Source organism: Pseudomonas sp. NS1(2017), assembly GCF_002269425.1.
GTDB lineage: Bacteria > Pseudomonadota > Gammaproteobacteria > Pseudomonadales > Pseudomonadaceae > Aquipseudomonas > Aquipseudomonas reactans.
The window spans coordinates 253,121-270,657 of record NZ_CP022960.1; the positions used below are offsets into that span (position 1 = coordinate 253,121).

The window sequence follows — 17,537 nt, forward strand, 5'->3', positions numbered from 1 at the left end:
AGGCAGTTCAAATGAAGAAGCTCAGTCAGGAGGAAATCACCGACAAGCTGCACCAGGACCACTTCCCTCCGGGTCCAGAACTGGAGCGGCTGTCCGATCCAGTAATTGAGACACCTATGCTGGTCACCCTGGAGCAGTTGCGGCCCTACGAACACAACCCGCGTTTCATCCGTAATCCGCTTTACGACGATATCAAGGCCTCGATCCGTGAACGCGGGCTGGACCAACCGCCACCGATTACCCGTCGCCCGGGTGAAACCTATTTCATCATCCGCAATGGCGGTAATACCCGCTTGGCGATCCTCGGCGAACTGTGGCAGGAAACCCACGACGAGCGCTTCTTCCGCATTCATTGCCTGTTCCGGCCTTGGAGCAATGAAATCACCGCCCTACTCGGCCATCTGGCCGAAAGCGATCTGCACGGCCAACTCACCTTCATCGAACGGGCTCTGGCGGTGGCCAAACTCAAAACAATGCTCGAAGCAGATGGCGCTATGCTCTCGCAACGTGAACTGGCACGACGTCTTGCCGCTGGGGGTTACCCTATTTCACAGTCGCACATCAGCCGGATGCTCGACACCCTCGAACACTTATTGCCCGCCATTCCACAAACCCTGTATGCCGGTTTGGGCAAGCCCCAGATCGAACGCCTAATCGGTCTGCGAAGCCAGGCCGAACGAACCTGGAACCGTTATTCAACCGCTACCGTTGCGTTCGCCGATTTTTGGCTCGATACCCTGTGCTATTTCGATACCGACCCCGAGTCCTTCGACCTTGAGCAAATCCAGGATGAACTGCTGGAGCGCATGAGCCACTTGCTCGGACAGTCCTACCGTATGTTGGTCCTGGATCTGAGCGATACCCAGCGGGTCATCTCGACGCCGGCCGTTGTCCTCACCAAGCCCTCGGAGAACAGCCATCTGCCGAGCATTGATGTCGCCACGGCAGGAGCTCCCTCCTCCGAGCCCCATTCCCAATCAACGGATGCCAGACCCCAGACCGAACCAACGCGAGAGGAATTGCTTACACCGACTGGAACGAACGTCGTATCAGCGGTCAGTCCTCCATCACGCGTTCAACAGATTCGTGAACAGATCGATCGCGAGACAGCCACCGACACAGCATCTCCGGTCGACACCTATGCGATCGACGACATCTGGACCATCGCACCAGCACTGGATAGCCCCGAACAACTGCGATCCGCCATTGCCACACTGGCGCGGGAAATGGCCTCTTATGCCGGAGACCCCGAGAGCATCATCGGTCAGCCGCTTGGCTTGGGCTTCGCCCTCAACATCGAGCGAGTTGATCTTGGCACGCCTCGCGCAACCAGCGTTCACCTTCTGCTCCTGGCCCTGTCGCGCGCTCAAGACGACGTCAACTGGGAGGATCGCAAACAATTGCCCTCAGCCCTGTTCGGCCAGCTGTTGTTGGGGGTCTATCAACTCCCGCTGCCTGATCGTCCCCCTGTGGATGTGGGACTGGAACGACTGCCCGACGGTCTTCTCATCAAACTGTATCGGTTAATTCGTTTGGCCCGGCGCCTGATCGACTTAACGCTTACCCCTGAAGATGACTCGCCGAAGGAGCTGCCATGAACCTGTCCTTCAATGTGCTCAACCAGGCCATGCTGACCCAGGTGCTGCATGAGCTACGCCTGGGTAACCTGCAGCGCTGCAAGGCACTCGGCCTGGGTGAAGACGACATCTACTTGTTGCAATCCTTACCGCCCACCACCCTGTCGCGCCTGGCCCATGCCACCGTACCTTGGGTTGAGGTCAAGATTGACTCGCCGGTGCTGCACCGGTTGATTGAGCAAGCCGAACGTGACGAACAGAATGAGCGCTTGATCAACCGGGCGCTCAAGCTAGGCGCCAGCAGCACCATCATGTATCAGTGCTTCGGCTTGGCGCATTCGGAAACTGCCCTGCGCCGACGTCTGCTCAAGATAGAAACCCGTAAGGGCCGCCCTCAGCATTTGAGCGAAGCGCAGGAACATGCGCTCTGGCAGCGATGGTGCCAGCTACGCGCTCACTACGGTACCGAGGATCAGCTCGACGCCATGATGATGCTAGCGGAGGAGCAACAGATCAGCTTGACCATCGTGTGGCAGCAGATCGACCATTACAGCAACGAAACATGAACACTGTCCCTTCCGGCCGCTGGCAGCGTGTCCTGCAGCAATGCACCCAGCAGTTGAGTGAACGCTGGCCCGCACGCCCTACCGCCGAACCACCGTCTAACCAGGCTCTGCAGGCTGGCTTTATGTTCAGTGGCCAATCTCACGAAGTCGTGCCACGTCGCCTGCTGTTGGACAATCGGCTGACGCCGTTGGAACGGAATGCCTGGCAAGTGTTTCGCCTCATGCTGCAAGGCCAAGGCGTGGTCACGCCGCGCTATGAGGATTTGCAGCCCTACCTGTCGAGCGTGCCCTACAGTGCGTCATCCTCCCGTGAAACCATTGCTCGCGTGTTGACGATGCTCAGGTTGACACGCTGGCTCAGCTTGGTGAGTCGCGGACGCGATAAGCTCAGCGGACGCCTTCAAGGTTCTCTGTACGTTCTGCACGATGAGCCGTTAACCCCCGCCGAAGCCATGGAACTGGATCAGGATTACCTGGCGCTGGTCGGACATGCCCTCGGCCATGCAACCAAGGCTGTGCGCATTGTCGCCCAGCACATTATGGAAGAAATCCGCCAGGACACGGACATCGAGCAGGGTCGACTACCGACACGGCTCGACAGCTGGGGCGAACACTGGACGCAGCCAGAATTGGATCAGGCGACCGATGCCGCTCTGCACGATTCCGAACGGGGGGAAGATGCCCTCGTTCGGAATCGTGCAGGCCCTCGTTCGGATTCCGAACCGAGTCTGAACGCCAGTGTTTCCCGCACCGTTCGGAATCCGAACGCCGCCTGTACTGTATTAAAAGAAAGTATTTGTACTGTACCGCGCGCGACCCCAGCGGTGGATAACCTGCACTGGCCCGCTGCACTGCACCTGAACCCAAGCGAGCGTCAGGCCGTCGCCGTGGCGCTGAACAAGCTCAAACCCGCGGATCGTCAGGCGGTGCTCAACGAAGCGGGAGCACGCTGTTTGGCCGGCGGTATCCGCAAGCCAGCGGCGTATCTGATGGGCCTGATCCAGCGTGCGCTGAAAGGTGACTTTCGTCCTTGGGCAGGTCAGGCCGAACCGTCACCCATTGCAGAACCACCCCCACCCGCCCCCTCGCGGCCATCTCGACGACAGGGCGAACCCGCGTCAGCCCTGGCCCAAGCGTGCCTGAATGAACTGCGCCAACTGCGTGGCAAACACGGTGGACGTCAGTAGATTTGATGCCAGTGGCATCAAATCCATGGAGGTCCACTCTACGAACATGTCGGACCAAACTATGAAACTCTTCGGGAGAAGCTGAAACATCTCCTCCCACTGACGCCTCCATAGTTAGCCTTCTCAAACCAAACCGAACAGACCTCATTCAGCTTTTTGGCTGCCCTTAACCCTCATCTGTCGCAACGTTTCCGTCCAAGCCGATGCGAGGACACCACCGTGGCCGATCACTATCAACTCAATCTGGGTTCATTGCGCAGCAGCATCACCCTGACCCTGCACACTCACCACGCCGCGCGTATCTGGCAAGGTCGGGCCGCACGTGAAGGCGTCCACTCGATCATGGGCATGGCCGGCTACATCAGTGTCACCAACCTGATCAAACAAACCGCGGCCCAGGACGATCCCTATGCGGACTGGGCCATCGTGCAACTCGAAGAAAAACTGATGCAGGCCAAGGCTGGGATGCTGGAGCTGACCCAACAGCTGGACCGAATCAGACAGGACCTGCCGACACAGATCGACATGAGCGACAACCTCAACATCCACCCCGTCACCTTGCCGTTGTACATCGGCAGCCAGCTGGGTTTTCTGGCGGTCTACCTGCTGACCGACTACGACACCCTGGTGCGTCGTGCCCTGTTGTCTCATCACACCGCGTTGATCGGTCGCAGGGACATGGAAGCCTGGATCGATGATGGCGCCCATCTGCTGCGCAGCCTATTCGGCCAGGCCCAGCGCTATCGGCATGCCGGCGTCACACGCGATGACATGGCGGCGAACAACGCCCGAGCCATTGCGGCCATCGAGAAGATGGGTTTGCCCCCGATGGACATCCTGGAGGGTCATCGCCGCTCCCAGTTCGCGCCGCCAATCACTCGCCGTAGTGCGGTGGCAGTGGATGACGCCGACGCGTTGGCAGAGGACGTGGGAGCGTCGTCTGCGACAGTCAATGAGCCGGAGGACGACGCATGAATCCCATGATCCCGGCTCAACCAATGCCCTTCAAAGCGTTAACACCGGATGCCTATCGACAGCTCGAACACGCAGCCTCCCTAAAAGGCCTTTTAAAACCTTTTAAGGGTAAGGGGGAGTTGGAGCACCTGGCGCAGGTCGCGAGGGAAATCGAGGCGCAGTTACGTCACCTGATGGAGGCTGTGGTGCAGCAGGCCGGACAGCCCCCTTACTCGCTGCTGGACATTCGTTTAGTGCTGCAGAACACCAGCGCAGGCAGCACCTTTTTGCGTTGGCGCACCCGTGACTTTGCCCGTATGGGGGTGGCGGTCTGGGAACGCCAGGTGAGCAACAACGCCCTGCCGCTGGCCGTACACGAAGGATTGTACCGTTTCGAATGCAACCGCATTGCACTGAACCTGCAGATGAGCGTGGTGCATTCGCTCTACCGCCAGGCCTCGACCTGCGCGATCAATATGGCCAGTGCCGAACGGCTGCTGCGCCAGTTCACACCCGCAGTGGAGGTATCACAATGAGTACTTTTTTCGTTGGCGAAGGCAATATCGGCAGTGCGCCAGAGTTCCAGGAATTCGCCTCAGGCAATGACGAGCCACGGCGTTTGCTACGGCTGAATGTGTACTTCGACAACCCTATCCCACGCGAGGGCAGCTATGAAGATCGAGGCGGTTATTGGGCGCCGGTTGAGCTCTGGCACCGTGAGGCTGAACACTGGAGCACGCTGTACCAGAAAGGCATGCGCGTGCTGGTCGAAGGTCGTACCGTGCGCGATGAGTGGGAGGACAGCGAAGACAACGCGCGGGTAACCTTCAAGATCGAGGCCCGTCGAGTCGGTATTCTGCCTCACCGGGTACACGGCGTGGTCATGCGCGAGCGTTCCAGTGAACCGGCGGCCTCTCAAAATACAGAGCCGACCAGTTCACCGGCGTCGAAATCCAAGAAACGCAGGGGGCCGCCTACGTCTGACGGACAGACTCAGGCATAAAAATTGCACCTTTGCGCGAAGTTGCTGACCCGTCATTACACTCTGCTCGTGAAGCGCCATACTGCCGGTCAGTTGCAATGGGCTAGCAGCCTCGACCATTTAAGGCTGCCCTCTCCGACTAATATGAGGAACCTGCCATTCAGGTTTCTCATATCTCGCCACTGCTGTTTCCAATAACGCTGCTCCGAACTCAATCTGGAGCAGTTCTATGCTTCTCTTCCTCTGCGAGAAACCTTCCCAAGGTCGGGACATTGCCAAAGTACTCGGAGCCACCCGGCGCGGTGATGGTTGCCTGATCGGCGCCGACTCCACTGTCACCTGGTGTATTGGCCACTTGCTGGAGACAGCCCCACCTGAAGCTTATAGTGATCAGTACAAATCCTGGTCGCTGGATCATCTACCGATCATTCCCGTGCATTGGCAGGTCGAGGTCAAACCCAAGACAGCGGCACAGTTCAAGGTCATCAAACGCCTGCTCAGTGACGCTACCACCGTCATCATCGCGACCGACGCCGACCGCGAAGGTGAAATGATTGCCCGCGAATTGATGGAGCTTTGCAGGTATCGAGGACCCGTTCAGCGCCTCTGGTTGTCCGCCCTCAACGAGGCGTCGATTCGCAAAGCATTGTCCTCGCTGAAATCAGGTCAGGAGACCTTCCCGCTTTATCACTCCGCCCTCGCCCGCAGCCGCGCCGACTGGCTGATTGGCATGAACCTCAGTCGTTTATTTACCTTTCTCGGTCGGCGGGCAGGCTACGATGGCGTATTGTCAGTGGGACGCGTCCAGACACCCACTTTACGTCTGGTGGTCGATCGGGATCGTGCCATTGCCAGTTTCGTCCCGGTACCTTACTGGAATGTTGAAGTGCACCTATCGTCGAATGGCCAGCGATTCATCGCGTCGTGGTTACCGCCATGTTCAGGACGGGACGAGGCAGGTCGTTGCCTGCAGCAGGCGCTTGCCAGTCAGGCCGTCCAAGCGATCTCTAGCAGTAAGACCGCCACAGTGGTCTCGCTCCAGACTGAGCACTCCCGCGAACCGCCGCCCCTGCCCTTCGACTTGAGCACACTGCAAGAAGTCTGCTCACGCAAGCTGGGACTCGGCGCTCAGGAAACCCTGAACATCGCCCAAACCCTGTATGAAACCCACAAAGCCACCACCTACCCCCGCAGCGATTGCCGCTATTTGCCAGAGAATATGTTCAACGAGGCACCCACGGTACTTGATGCCCTGCTTAAAACGGATCCTGCACTCAGAACTGCATTTGGGTGCCTGGATCGATCATTACGCTCCCGCGTATGGAACGATACCAAGGTCACCGCGCACCACGGCATCATTCCCACCACCGAGCCGGCAAATCTGGTGCGGATGTCCGAACAAGAACGCCATGTCTACGAACTGATCCGTAGCCACTACCTCGCGCAGTTTCTTCCGCACCATGAGTTTGATCGTACCCAGGTCGAACTGGAGTGTGGCAAAGAGCGATTGGCTGCTGTCGGCAAACAAATCCTGGTCCAGGGCTGGAAAGGCTTGCTCACCGAAAACATCGAGGAGGATGAGCCCAGTCAAAAATCCCAAGTATTACCCATCTTGAAGCAGGGCACGCACTGCGCAGTGGACGATGTCGAACTCAAGTCCATGCGCACTGCCGCTCCCAAACCTCTTACCGAAGGCGATCTGATCAAGGCGATGAAAAACGTGGCCAAGCTGGTCAACGACCCACGCCTGAAACAAAAACTTCGGGACACCACCGGTATCGGTACCGAAGCCACGCGAGCCGGCATCATCAAGGGGTTGATTGAACGCGGCTATTTGCTGAAGAAAAAACGCGCTTTAATGGCCTCCGCAGCGGCCCATACTCTGATCGAGGCGGTACCCGCTGCAGTCGCGGATCCTGGTATGACCGCGATCTGGGAACAGGCGCTGGACGAAATCGAAGCGGGACGTCTGACCCTGGATGCGTTCGTCGCCAAGCAGGCGAACTGGATTGCGCAATTGGTCGCACACTACCGCTCGCTCACTTTGGCGGTACCGGTCGAAGCCGGCCCGGGCTGCCCCATGTGCAACGCCTCAATGCTTAGGCGAAAGGGAAAATCAGGGCCGTTCTGGTCATGCTCCCGCTATCCAGATTGCAAGGGCACTGTGTCGATCAGTAAAGATACGCGTCGCTCATGATGTGCCATGGGACGATCATCAGGAGAACGGTGAGTTCTCTGCCTTGACGTCGTCCCACCCTCTCTGCTGTAGTGCCCCAGGATCATCGCCAACGGCGACCCAAGACCGAATCGCTCCGGGCAGCTCGGTTGGACTCCTAGAGTTCGGAGCCTTCTTTTCTGCGGAATTTAATTCCCGTTTTGTGCTCGACCTGATCGTGGTGGCGGATGACCGCTGTTGCCTCTACCCGGCAATAGCGGTCATCCGCTTCGGCGATCGTATTCAGTCCCGGAGCCCACCGGGGAAACACGGGGCACCCTTTGTGCGCGGATGCGTGCCAGCATGTTCCGACCCAGGCCACGACAAGGGTCGGTTGGCGAATCATCGCGCAGTTAAACCAAGTTTTGCGAGGAGCTTGTGACTGCGTAAGACCGTCAAAGGTGGCTTTTCTGTTCCTCGCCTGGCGCCTCGCCAGGCCTACTCTTCATTTTTTCATTCCAGTGACTGCTACCGTATTCCAGGCGTAAAAAATCGGGTGGCAGCGCCTTGACGCTCCCCTGTGACAGGCTTATATAAAGGGCGTGGTTCGCTGTCGTTGACAGCCCAGCCCAGGTAGCTTGAACCTTCAAGGCTACGCCACGTTCGTGGTGGTTTACCCAAGTGCGATCAGCGTTCGGAAGCTCGCGCGATTACCGCTTCAGCGGTGATGAATGCCCACTACCCATGCCTGCGGATCACCACCGCAGACGCTCCTCTGCTGCACAGCTATTCCTCCAGACGCATCGTTCGGATCGTCATCGGCTTGCCGGTAGCGAGTCGTTCATTGCTCACCTTCACCTTACCCACCCTGACGGGGGCTCACTTCCCTGTTAGGGATTGTGCGTCGCCGTTTTCCCTTGAAACAGGAGAACCACCATGGCCCACGCCAACCACTCCCAAGAAGCGACCACTTACTTCAACCTTCACACCGTCGGTATCGGCTACCTCAATCGTGTTCGTGAAGTACAGGTCCGCCGCGGCCAACCCTTCATGGCCTGCGATATCGCCGCACTGCACGGAGCCACCGATGCGGTGGAGTACACCCGTTTCGACTGCAAAGTCGCTGGGGGTGAAGCTGAACGCTTGATTCGTCTCTATATGGACGCCGTCAAAGCCGAGAAAAAGGTCTTGCTGTCGTTCCGTATCGGCGATCTGTGGATCGATCCGTTTCTCTACGAGAAAGGCGATAAACAAGGCCAACCGGGCGCCAGCCTGAAAGGTCGTTTGCTGTTCATCGACTGGATCAAGGTCAGCGGCACGCTCGAGTACAAAGCACCCGCCAGGCAGGAAGCAACAGCACCTGCTGAGCAGGCGCCAAACAGTGAGCCATCCCCAACGTCGGCCGAAGCCGAAGCTGAGGAGATCGAAAGCACAACTGAGGCCCAGGTAGAACCTGACTCTCCACCCGCTCCCCGCACGGCCCGCCGTGATGCCTCCCGTACCGATCAGTCCGTCTGAACGGCCCACGATGTTCCTCATCAAGGCGCTCCCTCGAGCGCCTTTTCTTCAATCAGCACAGGAGAACCAACATGGAATCCTTCTGGCTTTGCGACGACTGCCTGTTCGCGGCTGCTTACGAGGACTACAGCACGTTATCGCTCTACTACACGACGGATGAAATCGAGAAACGCATCGCCGGTATCCATCGTGGACTGGTTCGGTTAATGCCCATCAGTGCCGACTTCGATCCCGAAACCGGCTGGGGAATAAAAGCCTTTTCCCCATTGCCCTGCGACGGTTGTGGTTCACACCTACACGGTCAACGCTACCGATTCACGCGGCTGTAACAGCGCGTCACCTGCTAACGCCCACAACTCTATACCTACCTCGGGGATACCACTCCCCTCGGGCGTGTACCCCCGATTGTTCCCTTCGGAGGTACCACCATGAGCACCCCACTCACTCTGATTGAGACCTCGGATTTCGAGGCTAATCGTATCGTCCAAGAAAACCAGGTCATCGACGAAGCACTGCATATTCTGGATCGTCGGCTGTTCGCCCGCGGCCCTAACCTGACGTCGCCTGACGCCGTGGCTTCATACCTAAAGCTGCATCTTGTGCAACAAGAGCATGAAGTCTTCGGTGTGATATTTCTCGATGCCAAGCACCGGGTGTTGGCGTTCGAAGCCCTCTTTCACGGCAGCATTGATGGCGCCAGCGTTTACCCCCGCCAAGTCGTTAAGCGTTCCCTAGCGCATAACGCTGCGGCGGCCATTTTTGTGCACAACCACCCTTCGGGGTGTACAGAACCCAGCCAGGCGGATCACGTCTTGACGGCACGGCTGAAAGAGGTCTTGGCCTTGATCGAAGTGCGCGTACTGGATCACTTCATCGTGGGTGAAGGTCGTCCACTTTCTCTTGCCGAACATGGCTGGCTTTAACCCTCACAGGCGTCTTCGGGCGCCTTGTCCATTATCATTCTGGAGAACCTTCATGAACCCCACACACCAAGCTGCAGCCCTGCTGACGGCCTCCAACCCATTTGCTCGCGGTTACGACAACCTTCATATCGAACGGCTGCTACTGATCACCTACGAAGACGACTGTCCTCCCTGCTGTCGACCCGTACACGACGCACAGGCCCATCTGCCCGACGACGAGCTGCAGCTGTTCCCCTGCCTGTTCAATGACGATTTCGCCGTGATCAGCGAAGGCCAATCCATTTCGGATGATTTGGATGAACGCTGCCAGTCCACCGGGCTAGTGCGCCAAGTAATCTACGCTGTGACGGGAGAAATGCTCAACGAGCGGCATCACCTCGGTGATCTGTACTCCCTGGAAGAGGCACAAGCCATGGTCCATCGCTTGAGCTTCGAAACGGGACACTACAGTCGAGCCTGGGAGATCAGTACCGCACACCTTCCTGAAGAAGCGATGCTTTATCTGGAGGGGTGGATCAGTCACTCCGCTCCGAGGCAAACCGGCCTCTTGTTCGAGTTTTTTACACTGCATGATTGCTCAGGCATAGGTTGCAAACTGATCGGCACGCCCTGGACCGACGATAACTTAGTAAAGATCGAGGGCCGTCCTTACTCATCACTGCGGCAAGACCAACTCGACGCCGGCACACCGGAAGCCTTGGTCAACGTACTGTATCTGGCGGCATTGGCGGATGTGCGCTTGTTGATCTTCGACCCCGACGCTGCCGTTTTGGATGGGCTCGCCATTTTTGATGAGTAGCAACGTGTTCAGCGTTAACACGACCCACGTTGAATCAACTTTCTCACTGAATCGCTCCTTCACCTCATGTCAGGTTCTGCACTGAATCTGACATGAGGTTTTTTCCATGGAGCGTTTTTTCACGCCTGTCTGCCTGCTGGGTTTGTTGAGCGCCTGCACCGCGCAAATCCCCAACCCTTTGCCGACCCATCCAGCGATCGACAGTGGCTCCAATCGGGCCCAGCACCCGAGGGGCATAGCCGAAGAAAGCCATCCGGCAGAGCTTCGTTATGGCCGCTACACGCTGGTCAGCACCGAGCCCACCACGGAACAACGCGATCTTCTTGCCCAAATCATCGAAGTGAACATCCCGTCCAGCCTGCACCCCTCGGTGCAGGATGCGTTGCAGTACGTGCTGCTGCGCTCTGGTTATGCGCTTTGCCCTGTTACTGCGTCGGTGAAGGTGCTGTTTACCCGGCCTCTGCCTGCAGCCCATTACCGGCTTGGTCCAATCCCTTTGCGCAGCGCGCTACAAGTGCTGGCTGGCCCCGCTTGGCAACTCACGACCGATGAAGTCAGCCGTTCGGTCTGCTTCGAACAGCAGAAAACGGAGGCCGGTGTCGCGCTGAACACACCCGTCGTGCCCCATCAATCGGAGACGCGGCCATGAAAGCCTCAACGTATCAAACCCTCATCATTGGGCTGCTTTGCCTGGCGGACGCCGGTCTGAGCGGTGGTTTGTATAACCAGTATCAGCGCGTGGCCGAACTACAGAGCACAAACACCCAACGCCTACAAACTCTGGACTCCCTGCAACGTGATTCAAGCGCCCTCAAGGACGCCCAGGAGAAGCTGCAGTACGCGCTGAAAGACCTGAAGCAGATGGTCGATACTGGTGAGCAACAGGCCAATACCCTCGATCCCATGCTGGATCAGTGGGCGCAAGAAATACAGGCGCTGCGCGATGGTCTGGCAGCCCGCGCCACCGTGGCAGACCTGACAGCGCTGCGCGCACGCCTTGAACAGGTCGAGCAGCAGTTCCAGGAGCACAAGACCCAGCCATCACCCCCACCGCCATCGCCTTCCGCGACCAAACCTAAACAGACCGCCCGCCCCAAGCCCGTCCCGCTCTCGCCACCGTTCTCGGTGTTGGGGGTCGAATCCCGTGGTGGTGAGCGTTTTTTGGCAGTCGCACCTCATGACAGTCGCTCTCTCATAGAAGTTCGGCTGCTGCATAGCGGCGAGCAGCTCGGAGCCTGGCACCTGAAAGTGCTGGAGCCGAACTCAGCCATCTTCGCGGTGGCCGCTCAGCCAGACCAGACCGTGCACCTCCCTTGAGAAACGATCATGAACAGAGCGCTACTGCCCACCGTCGTCTATCTCGCTTCGCTACTGGCCATGGGCGCTGCGATGGGCGACCCCATCACGACACAGTCACGGTTCCAGGACACGCAGTCCGCGCCCCTGGGACGCTCTGACTCTGAACAGGCTGCGAGCTGGGGGTTGACGGAACAGGAGTGGACGCGCTTCGAACAGATCCAAGCCGGCCCGCGTGGTTTCTGGAGCCCGAACCTCGATCCGTTGACTGCACTTGGAGTCGAGGCCCAGACCGACCAAGAGCGCCAGCGCTATGCCGAATTACAGGTAGCGCTGGAAGCCAAACGCGCCGAGCGTGAATTGGCCTACCAAAACGCTTACACCGCGGCCTGGACCAAGCTGTTTCCCGGGCTGCTGCCGATCCAAGGCATGGCATCTTCGTCCCCTACCAGCTCATCGGTCGCGCCGCGCCCAGCCCTTTTTGTGGAGGACCACTGCCCTGCATGCACCGCTGAAGCACAACGTTTGCAAAACAGTGATACGGCGTTCGATATCTACCTGGTGGGCAGCCAAGGCGAGGATGAACGCGTCCGTAGCTGGGCTCGGCAAGCGGACATCGATCCGGCCAAGATGCAACGACGGCAGATCACCCTGAACCATGACCGTGGTCGCTGGTTCAGCCTGGGTGCCCCGGGGCCATTGCCTGCCACATTTCAACAGGTGAACGGACAATGGCAACGCCTCGACTGAGTAGTCTTGCGCTGATGTTGGCGATGCTGGCGGCTCAGGCCGAGGAGCTCCCGCCTCCTGCCTATCAATTGGCGGCGCATGACGCCGACATCCCTTCGACGGTGCTGTTCGCGATTGCCCTGCAGGAGAGTGGTATCCGCGTCCGTGGTCGACTGCTGCCCTGGCCATGGACCCTGAACATCGCCGGTGGTCCTTACCGCTTCGCCACTCGACAGGCTGCCTGTCACGCCTTGCTTCAGGCGCTCGTTCGGCATGATGCCAAGCGGGTCGATGTCGGTCTCGGGCAAACCAACCTGGGTTACCACGGGCAACGTTTTTCCAGTCCTTGCGAAGCCCTCGACCCCTACCGAAATCTCGCCGTGACCGCCGCGCTGCTGCAGGAGCATCACGCCACCACCGGTGATTGGGTGTTGGCTGCAGGACGTTATCACCGTCCGGCAGGAGGCGCGCCGGCCGCACATTACCGCGCAGGTTTTTCCCGGCAACTTGAACGGCTGCTGACTTCCTTCGAACAGGGCACACCACCATGAAGCGAATCTCCGTTGTCTGTTATTGCACCCTGCTCTTGGTACCGTTCGCTCAGCCGGAACTGAGCGTAGCTGGGGATCGGCCTAGCGACTTCAACCGACCCCATTTTCAGGTTGCCAGGCCGCCAATCAACAACAAGATCCGGCCTGATCGGGCCATGCATGCGGACCTGTCCACGTTTACCGATGAAGCCTGGATACTGCCCATCCGCAGCTCCTACTTGAGCCCCGGCCAGATCACGTCTCGCGCCCTGAACATGCCGGGCTTGCGGCCATTTTTTCTGGTCGGTGACGATCCCCAGTCTCTGACTTGGCTGCGTCAACGCGCGGCTGAACTGCAGGAACTGGGTGCAGCCGGCCTCGCCGTCGAGGTGGCCGATACTGAAGCTTTGGCCCGGATTCGAGCAGCCGCTCCGGACATCACCATCCTGCCGGTCAACGGCAACGACATCGCCACCCGCCTGCAGATTGAGCACTACCCCGTCTTGATCACCGCCACCTTATTGGAACAGTGAGTCGGGTCATGGCCGAGCATGCGATGGAGTCCAAGCTGCGGCCAGCGGTGGAGCTGTACACGGTAGCGATCTGCGTCGCTGCCGCAGTGTTGTGCGTGTACTCGCCCTGGGCCGTGGCCCTGTCACCGGAGATCGGTCTGATTGCGGCGCTGGCCTATACCCTGTTCGGCCTGATCCGCCTGCGACAAGCCTGGGAGGTGCTGCGCTATCGGCGCAATATCCGACGGCTCCCCCGCTACGAACTGACCAGCCGGCAGGTTCCGGTTAGCCGTAAGCGCCTGTTCATGGGCCGCGGCTTTCGCTGGACCCGCCTGCACACCCAGCGCCTGGTCGAAGCCCAGGATCCGGCGGTCGCCCACTATGTCGACCAACCGACCTGTTACCGCTTGGCCCGTGGACTCGAACGTCGTCTGGAGCATGTACCGTTTCCTCTCTCTACATTGGCGCGTGTCACCGCTTGGGACAGTGCCTTCAATCCGTTACGTCCTTTACCCCCAGTCGGTGGCTCGCCGCTGTTGCATGGGGTCGAGCCCAATGAAACAGAAGTCAGTCTGCCGCTGGGCGAACGGGTCGGACACACCCTGGTGCTAGGCACTACTCGTGTCGGCAAGACGCGACTCGCCGAGGTGTACATCACCCAGGACATTCACCGCGTCGAACATGAAGTGGTCATCGTCTTCGATCCGAAGGGCGATGCCGACCTGCTCAAGCGCATGTACGTCGAAGCCAAACGCGCTGGTCGGGAGAAAGAGTTTTATGTCTTCCATCTGGGGTGGCCAGAAATCTCGGCCCGCTACAATGCGGTAGGACGCTTCGGGCGTATCTCGGAAGTGGCGTCACGCATCGCCGGGCAGCTCAGCGGCGAAGGTAACTCCGCGGCCTTTCGCGAGTTTGCCTGGCGTTTCGTCAACATCATCGCCCGTGCCCTGATCGAGTTAGGCCGGCGCCCGGACTACCTGCAAATCCAACGGCATGTTGTCAACATCGACGCGCTGTTCATCGAATACGCCCAGCAGTTTTTCGCCAAAACCGATCCGAAAGCCTGGGAAGTGATCGTCCAACTGGAAGGCAAGCTCACCGAGAAGAACATTCCCCGGCATATGGTGGGCCGCGAAAAACGCGTGGTGGCCATCGAGCAGTACCTGGCGGTGAAACGGGTATTTGATCCGGTAATGGACGGACTGCGTTCGGCGGTGCGGTATGACCGTACTTACTTCGACAAAATCGTTGCCTCGTTACTACCGCTGCTGGAGAAACTTACCACCGGCAAGACCGCCCAGTTACTGGCTCCTAACTACACCGACCTGGATGACCCGCGGCCAATCTTCGACTGGATGCAGATCATCCGAAAACGCGGCATCGTCTATGTCGGCCTGGATGCGCTGACCGATGCCGAGGTCGCTGCCGCCGTAGGTAACTCCATGTTCGCCGACTTGGTCTCGGTCGCCGGACACATCTACAAACACGGCGTCGACCATGGCCTGCCCCAATCAGGTAACTACAGTGACAAGTTGCCGATCAACCTGCACGCCGACGAGTTCAACGAGTTGATGGGCGATGAGTTCATTCCGCTGATCAACAAGGGTGGCGGTGCCGGTATCCAGGTAACCGCCTACACCCAGACCCTTAGCGATATCGAAGCGCGAATCGGTAACCGCGCCAAGGCCGGCCAGGTGATCGGCAATTTCAACACCCTGCAGATGCTCCGCGTGCGCGAAACCGCCACCGCTGAACTGCTCACCCAGCAGTTACCCAAGGTCAATGTGCTGACCAAAACCCTAGTGTCGGGCGCCACCGACACCTCCGATCCTGAGGCCAATACCGACTTCACTTCGTCCTCGCAGGATCGCGTCAGCAGCACCAGTGTGCCGTTGATCGAGCCCGCTCACATCGTCAGTTTGCCCAAGGGGCAAATGTTCTCCTTCCAGGCCGGTGGCCAGCTCTGGAAAGTCCGTATGCCTTTGCCAAAACCCTCCAATGACGACGCCATGCCCAAAGACCTGCAGGAACTCACTCAACGCATGCGGGCGATCTACAACACGCAGGCGGGGCAGTGGTGGAGCGCCAGTGGTGGCGGCCCAACTCCCAACTTCGATTTAGATCAGGTGGGGTAGCCCTACCCTGATGGTTTCGATTCAGCAAAACATATACAGAAGGCGCGTTAACGCCATCAGCCATGTGGCACTAATGGAGTGAATGATGGTGACTTCCGTACAGAACACGCCGCCACAACCGATCCAGCATCCGGGGATGATCGTCTCGGCCATCAGCCTGGTCCTGCGCATCATCGGCTTGCTGGTTGCCTCACTGCTGTTCTCGATTCTGATTGAGTTCGCCGGTTTGCTGCTGTTCTGGAGCGATCAGGGCTGGCGGCACAGCCAAGCCATGCTGAATAGCGAATTGAGCTGGCTCAGCGAACACTTCAAATATTCACTTATCATCCAACAACCCGGACAGGCGATTGTCCAGTGGCTGGATTTCCTAAATCAGTGGCTGTTGGTCAAGACTGGATTTGCGGATTTTGCCCGGCAGGCGCGGGTATCGAGCCAAGGCAACGGCTTCTGGAGCTGGGCCAATCAGGTCTACGTGAGCATCGAAAATTTCGTGCTGGCCGCGGTCTACGTCACCTTCACCTTTGTGGTGCGGCTGATAATTCTGGTCCTAGCCTTGCCGCTGTTCTTGCTGAGTATGTTCACTGGCTTTGTCGATGGCTTGATACGCCGCGACCTTCGCAAATTTGGCGCGGGGCGAGAAAGCAGCTTCGTCTACCACCGCGCTAAGCGAGCTGTATTACCACTGCTGCTCGTACCCTGGATTATTTACCTATCCCTACCGTTTTCGCTCAACCCCATGGCGGTTTTTTTGCCTTGTGCAGTGATACTTGGAATAGCAACCGCTATCACCGCTGCGACGTTCAAAAAATACATTTGATAGAGCGCACTGCTGGCGTGCTAAACCATTCCGGTAAATTTAGCCAACACTGCGACGATATAACCGCCAATGATAGACAAACCAACGATACCCCACGGCCGCTGCCACCAATCACCGTTGGACGATTGCGGCATTGATTGCTGGTAAAAATTGATGTGGCCGATCTGGTTTGCGTTGACTTGGGTTGCGGCTCCATTCTGCATCGAGTTGCGCCACTGGGCCTCCTCAAGACGTTCGAGCTGGGCCTGAACACGCCCTCTGAGATGTCTAGCTGAAAGCAGCAATTGCTTTCCAACAATCATCACACCCAGCAACCCGAGAAACAGCAAATTCCCATAGCTGAGTGGTTTTTCCTGATTGAGAGTAGGCGCGTTGTTCCATACAAAACCGATGAAGGGCGATGTGATTTGATAAATATCAGCTACCAAGTTTTGCATCAGCCCACCCAGATGCCCAAAAATCTCTGACTCAGCGAGTTTCTCCGCTTGACGGTGTAGAGAAATCAACAACGAGACAAAATAAAATAACGCACCGAAGACCATCAATGAGAAGCCCACGCCCTGCCGAATACGATACCGCCGAATTGCTTGTTGAATGTTCACTCTTTGCACTCACTCTTCGTTAACTGATTCCGTTGGAGCTTATCTGCGCCCCGCTAGCGACGTTGTTAGCGGAATCAAACGTTAACGGCCACCGATCGTTTTTCATGAGCAATCGAGACAGTGCTTGCAGTGTAATCGCGTCACTTTTCCGTTTTTATAGCCTTCGATACGGTGCCCCAAAGAGCTGTGTCGAAATAAATGACGCAGCGTGTTTCATATTTCTTACTGCTGAGCCCTGGAGGTTAGTTGAATGCT

General features: G+C 58.1%; 19 protein-coding genes. 18 read left to right on the plus strand and 1 reads right to left on the minus strand.

Translation table 11 applies throughout. The features are described 5' to 3' along the window. The first annotated feature begins 11 nt into the window (after window positions 1-11). The 18 genes from CI807_RS01245 (at window position 12) to CI807_RS01330 (ending at window position 16,680) form a co-directional block, all read left to right on the plus strand. Window positions 12-1,598 (plus strand): ParB family protein, encoded by a 1,587-nt coding sequence (locus CI807_RS01245; RefSeq protein WP_095013549.1) that lies wholly within the window; start codon window positions 12-14, stop codon window positions 1,596-1,598. Beyond that, window positions 1,595-2,143 (plus strand): DUF2857 domain-containing protein, encoded by a 549-nt coding sequence (locus CI807_RS01250; RefSeq protein ID WP_016978862.1) that lies wholly within the window; start codon window positions 1,595-1,597, stop codon window positions 2,141-2,143. The genes CI807_RS01245 and CI807_RS01250 overlap by 4 nt, the downstream gene beginning before the upstream one ends. After that, window positions 2,140-3,330, plus strand: a complete 1,191-nt coding sequence (locus CI807_RS01255; protein ID WP_016978863.1) for an STY4528 family pathogenicity island replication protein — start codon at window positions 2,140-2,142, stop codon at window positions 3,328-3,330. The genes CI807_RS01250 and CI807_RS01255 overlap by 4 nt, the downstream gene beginning before the upstream one ends. Before the next feature lie 219 nt (window positions 3,331-3,549). Next, entirely contained in the window at window positions 3,550-4,305 is a 756-nt protein-coding gene (locus tag CI807_RS01260; RefSeq protein ID WP_016978864.1) for a PFL_4669 family integrating conjugative element protein, read from the plus strand. After that, window positions 4,302-4,820 (plus strand): DUF3158 family protein, encoded by a 519-nt coding sequence (locus CI807_RS01265; RefSeq protein ID WP_016978865.1) that lies wholly within the window; start codon window positions 4,302-4,304, stop codon window positions 4,818-4,820. The genes CI807_RS01260 and CI807_RS01265 overlap by 4 nt, the downstream gene beginning before the upstream one ends. Further along, window positions 4,817-5,287 carry a single-stranded DNA-binding protein gene (locus tag CI807_RS01270; protein ID WP_016978866.1) on the plus strand — a complete coding sequence of 157 codons (471 nt, stop codon included), beginning with the start codon at window positions 4,817-4,819 and terminating at the stop codon, window positions 5,285-5,287. Before CI807_RS01265 ends, CI807_RS01270 begins: the two co-directional genes overlap by 4 nt. A gap of 208 nt (window positions 5,288-5,495) precedes the next feature. Beyond that, window positions 5,496-7,463, plus strand: a complete 1,968-nt coding sequence (locus CI807_RS01275; RefSeq protein WP_016978867.1) for a DNA topoisomerase III — start codon at window positions 5,496-5,498, stop codon at window positions 7,461-7,463. An 894-nt stretch (window positions 7,464-8,357) separates the two neighbouring features. Further along, window positions 8,358-8,939 (plus strand): STY4534 family ICE replication protein, encoded by a 582-nt coding sequence (locus CI807_RS01280; protein WP_016978868.1) that lies wholly within the window; start codon window positions 8,358-8,360, stop codon window positions 8,937-8,939. Between the two features lie 71 nt (window positions 8,940-9,010). Further along, window positions 9,011-9,268: a hypothetical protein gene (locus CI807_RS01285; RefSeq protein WP_016978869.1), complete on the plus strand. Its 258-nt coding sequence runs from the start codon at window positions 9,011-9,013 to the stop codon at window positions 9,266-9,268. Window positions 9,269-9,367: 99 nt separating this feature from the next. After that, window positions 9,368-9,862 (plus strand): DNA repair protein RadC, encoded by a 495-nt coding sequence (radC, locus tag CI807_RS01290; protein ID WP_016978870.1) that lies wholly within the window; start codon window positions 9,368-9,370, stop codon window positions 9,860-9,862. Window positions 9,863-9,914: 52 nt separating this feature from the next. Next, window positions 9,915-10,661: a hypothetical protein gene (locus tag CI807_RS01295; protein ID WP_016978871.1), complete on the plus strand. Its 747-nt coding sequence runs from the start codon at window positions 9,915-9,917 to the stop codon at window positions 10,659-10,661. A 106-nt stretch (window positions 10,662-10,767) separates the two neighbouring features. Next, complete coding sequence (locus CI807_RS01300; RefSeq protein ID WP_016978872.1) at window positions 10,768-11,310, plus strand: PilL N-terminal domain-containing protein; 543 nt, start codon at window positions 10,768-10,770, stop codon at window positions 11,308-11,310. Continuing rightward, a complete protein-coding gene (locus CI807_RS01305) occupies window positions 11,307-11,978 on the plus strand; it encodes a hypothetical protein (RefSeq protein WP_016978874.1) in 672 nt (223 codons plus the stop codon). The genes CI807_RS01300 and CI807_RS01305 overlap by 4 nt, the downstream gene beginning before the upstream one ends. A gap of 9 nt (window positions 11,979-11,987) precedes the next feature. Then, window positions 11,988-12,707, plus strand: coding sequence for a TIGR03759 family integrating conjugative element protein (locus CI807_RS01310; RefSeq protein ID WP_016978875.1), 720 nt, complete (start codon window positions 11,988-11,990; stop codon window positions 12,705-12,707). Further along, a complete protein-coding gene (locus CI807_RS01315) occupies window positions 12,689-13,237 on the plus strand; it encodes a lytic transglycosylase (RefSeq protein WP_016978876.1) in 549 nt (182 codons plus the stop codon). The genes CI807_RS01310 and CI807_RS01315 overlap by 19 nt, the downstream gene beginning before the upstream one ends. After that, on the plus strand, window positions 13,234-13,749 hold the full coding sequence (locus CI807_RS01320) for an integrating conjugative element protein (protein ID WP_025999940.1): 516 nt from the start codon (window positions 13,234-13,236) through the stop codon (window positions 13,747-13,749). The genes CI807_RS01315 and CI807_RS01320 overlap by 4 nt, the downstream gene beginning before the upstream one ends. A gap of 8 nt (window positions 13,750-13,757) precedes the next feature. Further along, a complete protein-coding gene (gene traD / locus CI807_RS01325) occupies window positions 13,758-15,863 on the plus strand; it encodes a type IV conjugative transfer system coupling protein TraD (RefSeq protein ID WP_016978878.1) in 2,106 nt (701 codons plus the stop codon). Window positions 15,864-15,948: 85 nt separating this feature from the next. Beyond that, entirely contained in the window at window positions 15,949-16,680 is a 732-nt protein-coding gene (locus CI807_RS01330; RefSeq protein WP_038848945.1) for a TIGR03747 family integrating conjugative element membrane protein, read from the plus strand. 20 nt (window positions 16,681-16,700) lie between these two features. Here the strand turns inward: CI807_RS01330 and CI807_RS01335 are convergent, their stop codons facing one another. Beyond that, the gene (locus CI807_RS01335) at window positions 16,701-17,282 is read right to left on the minus strand and encodes a YniB family protein (protein WP_025999941.1); all 582 of its coding nucleotides are present in this window, start codon (window positions 17,280-17,282) and stop codon (window positions 16,701-16,703) included. Window positions 17,283-17,537: the final 255 nt, after the last annotated feature.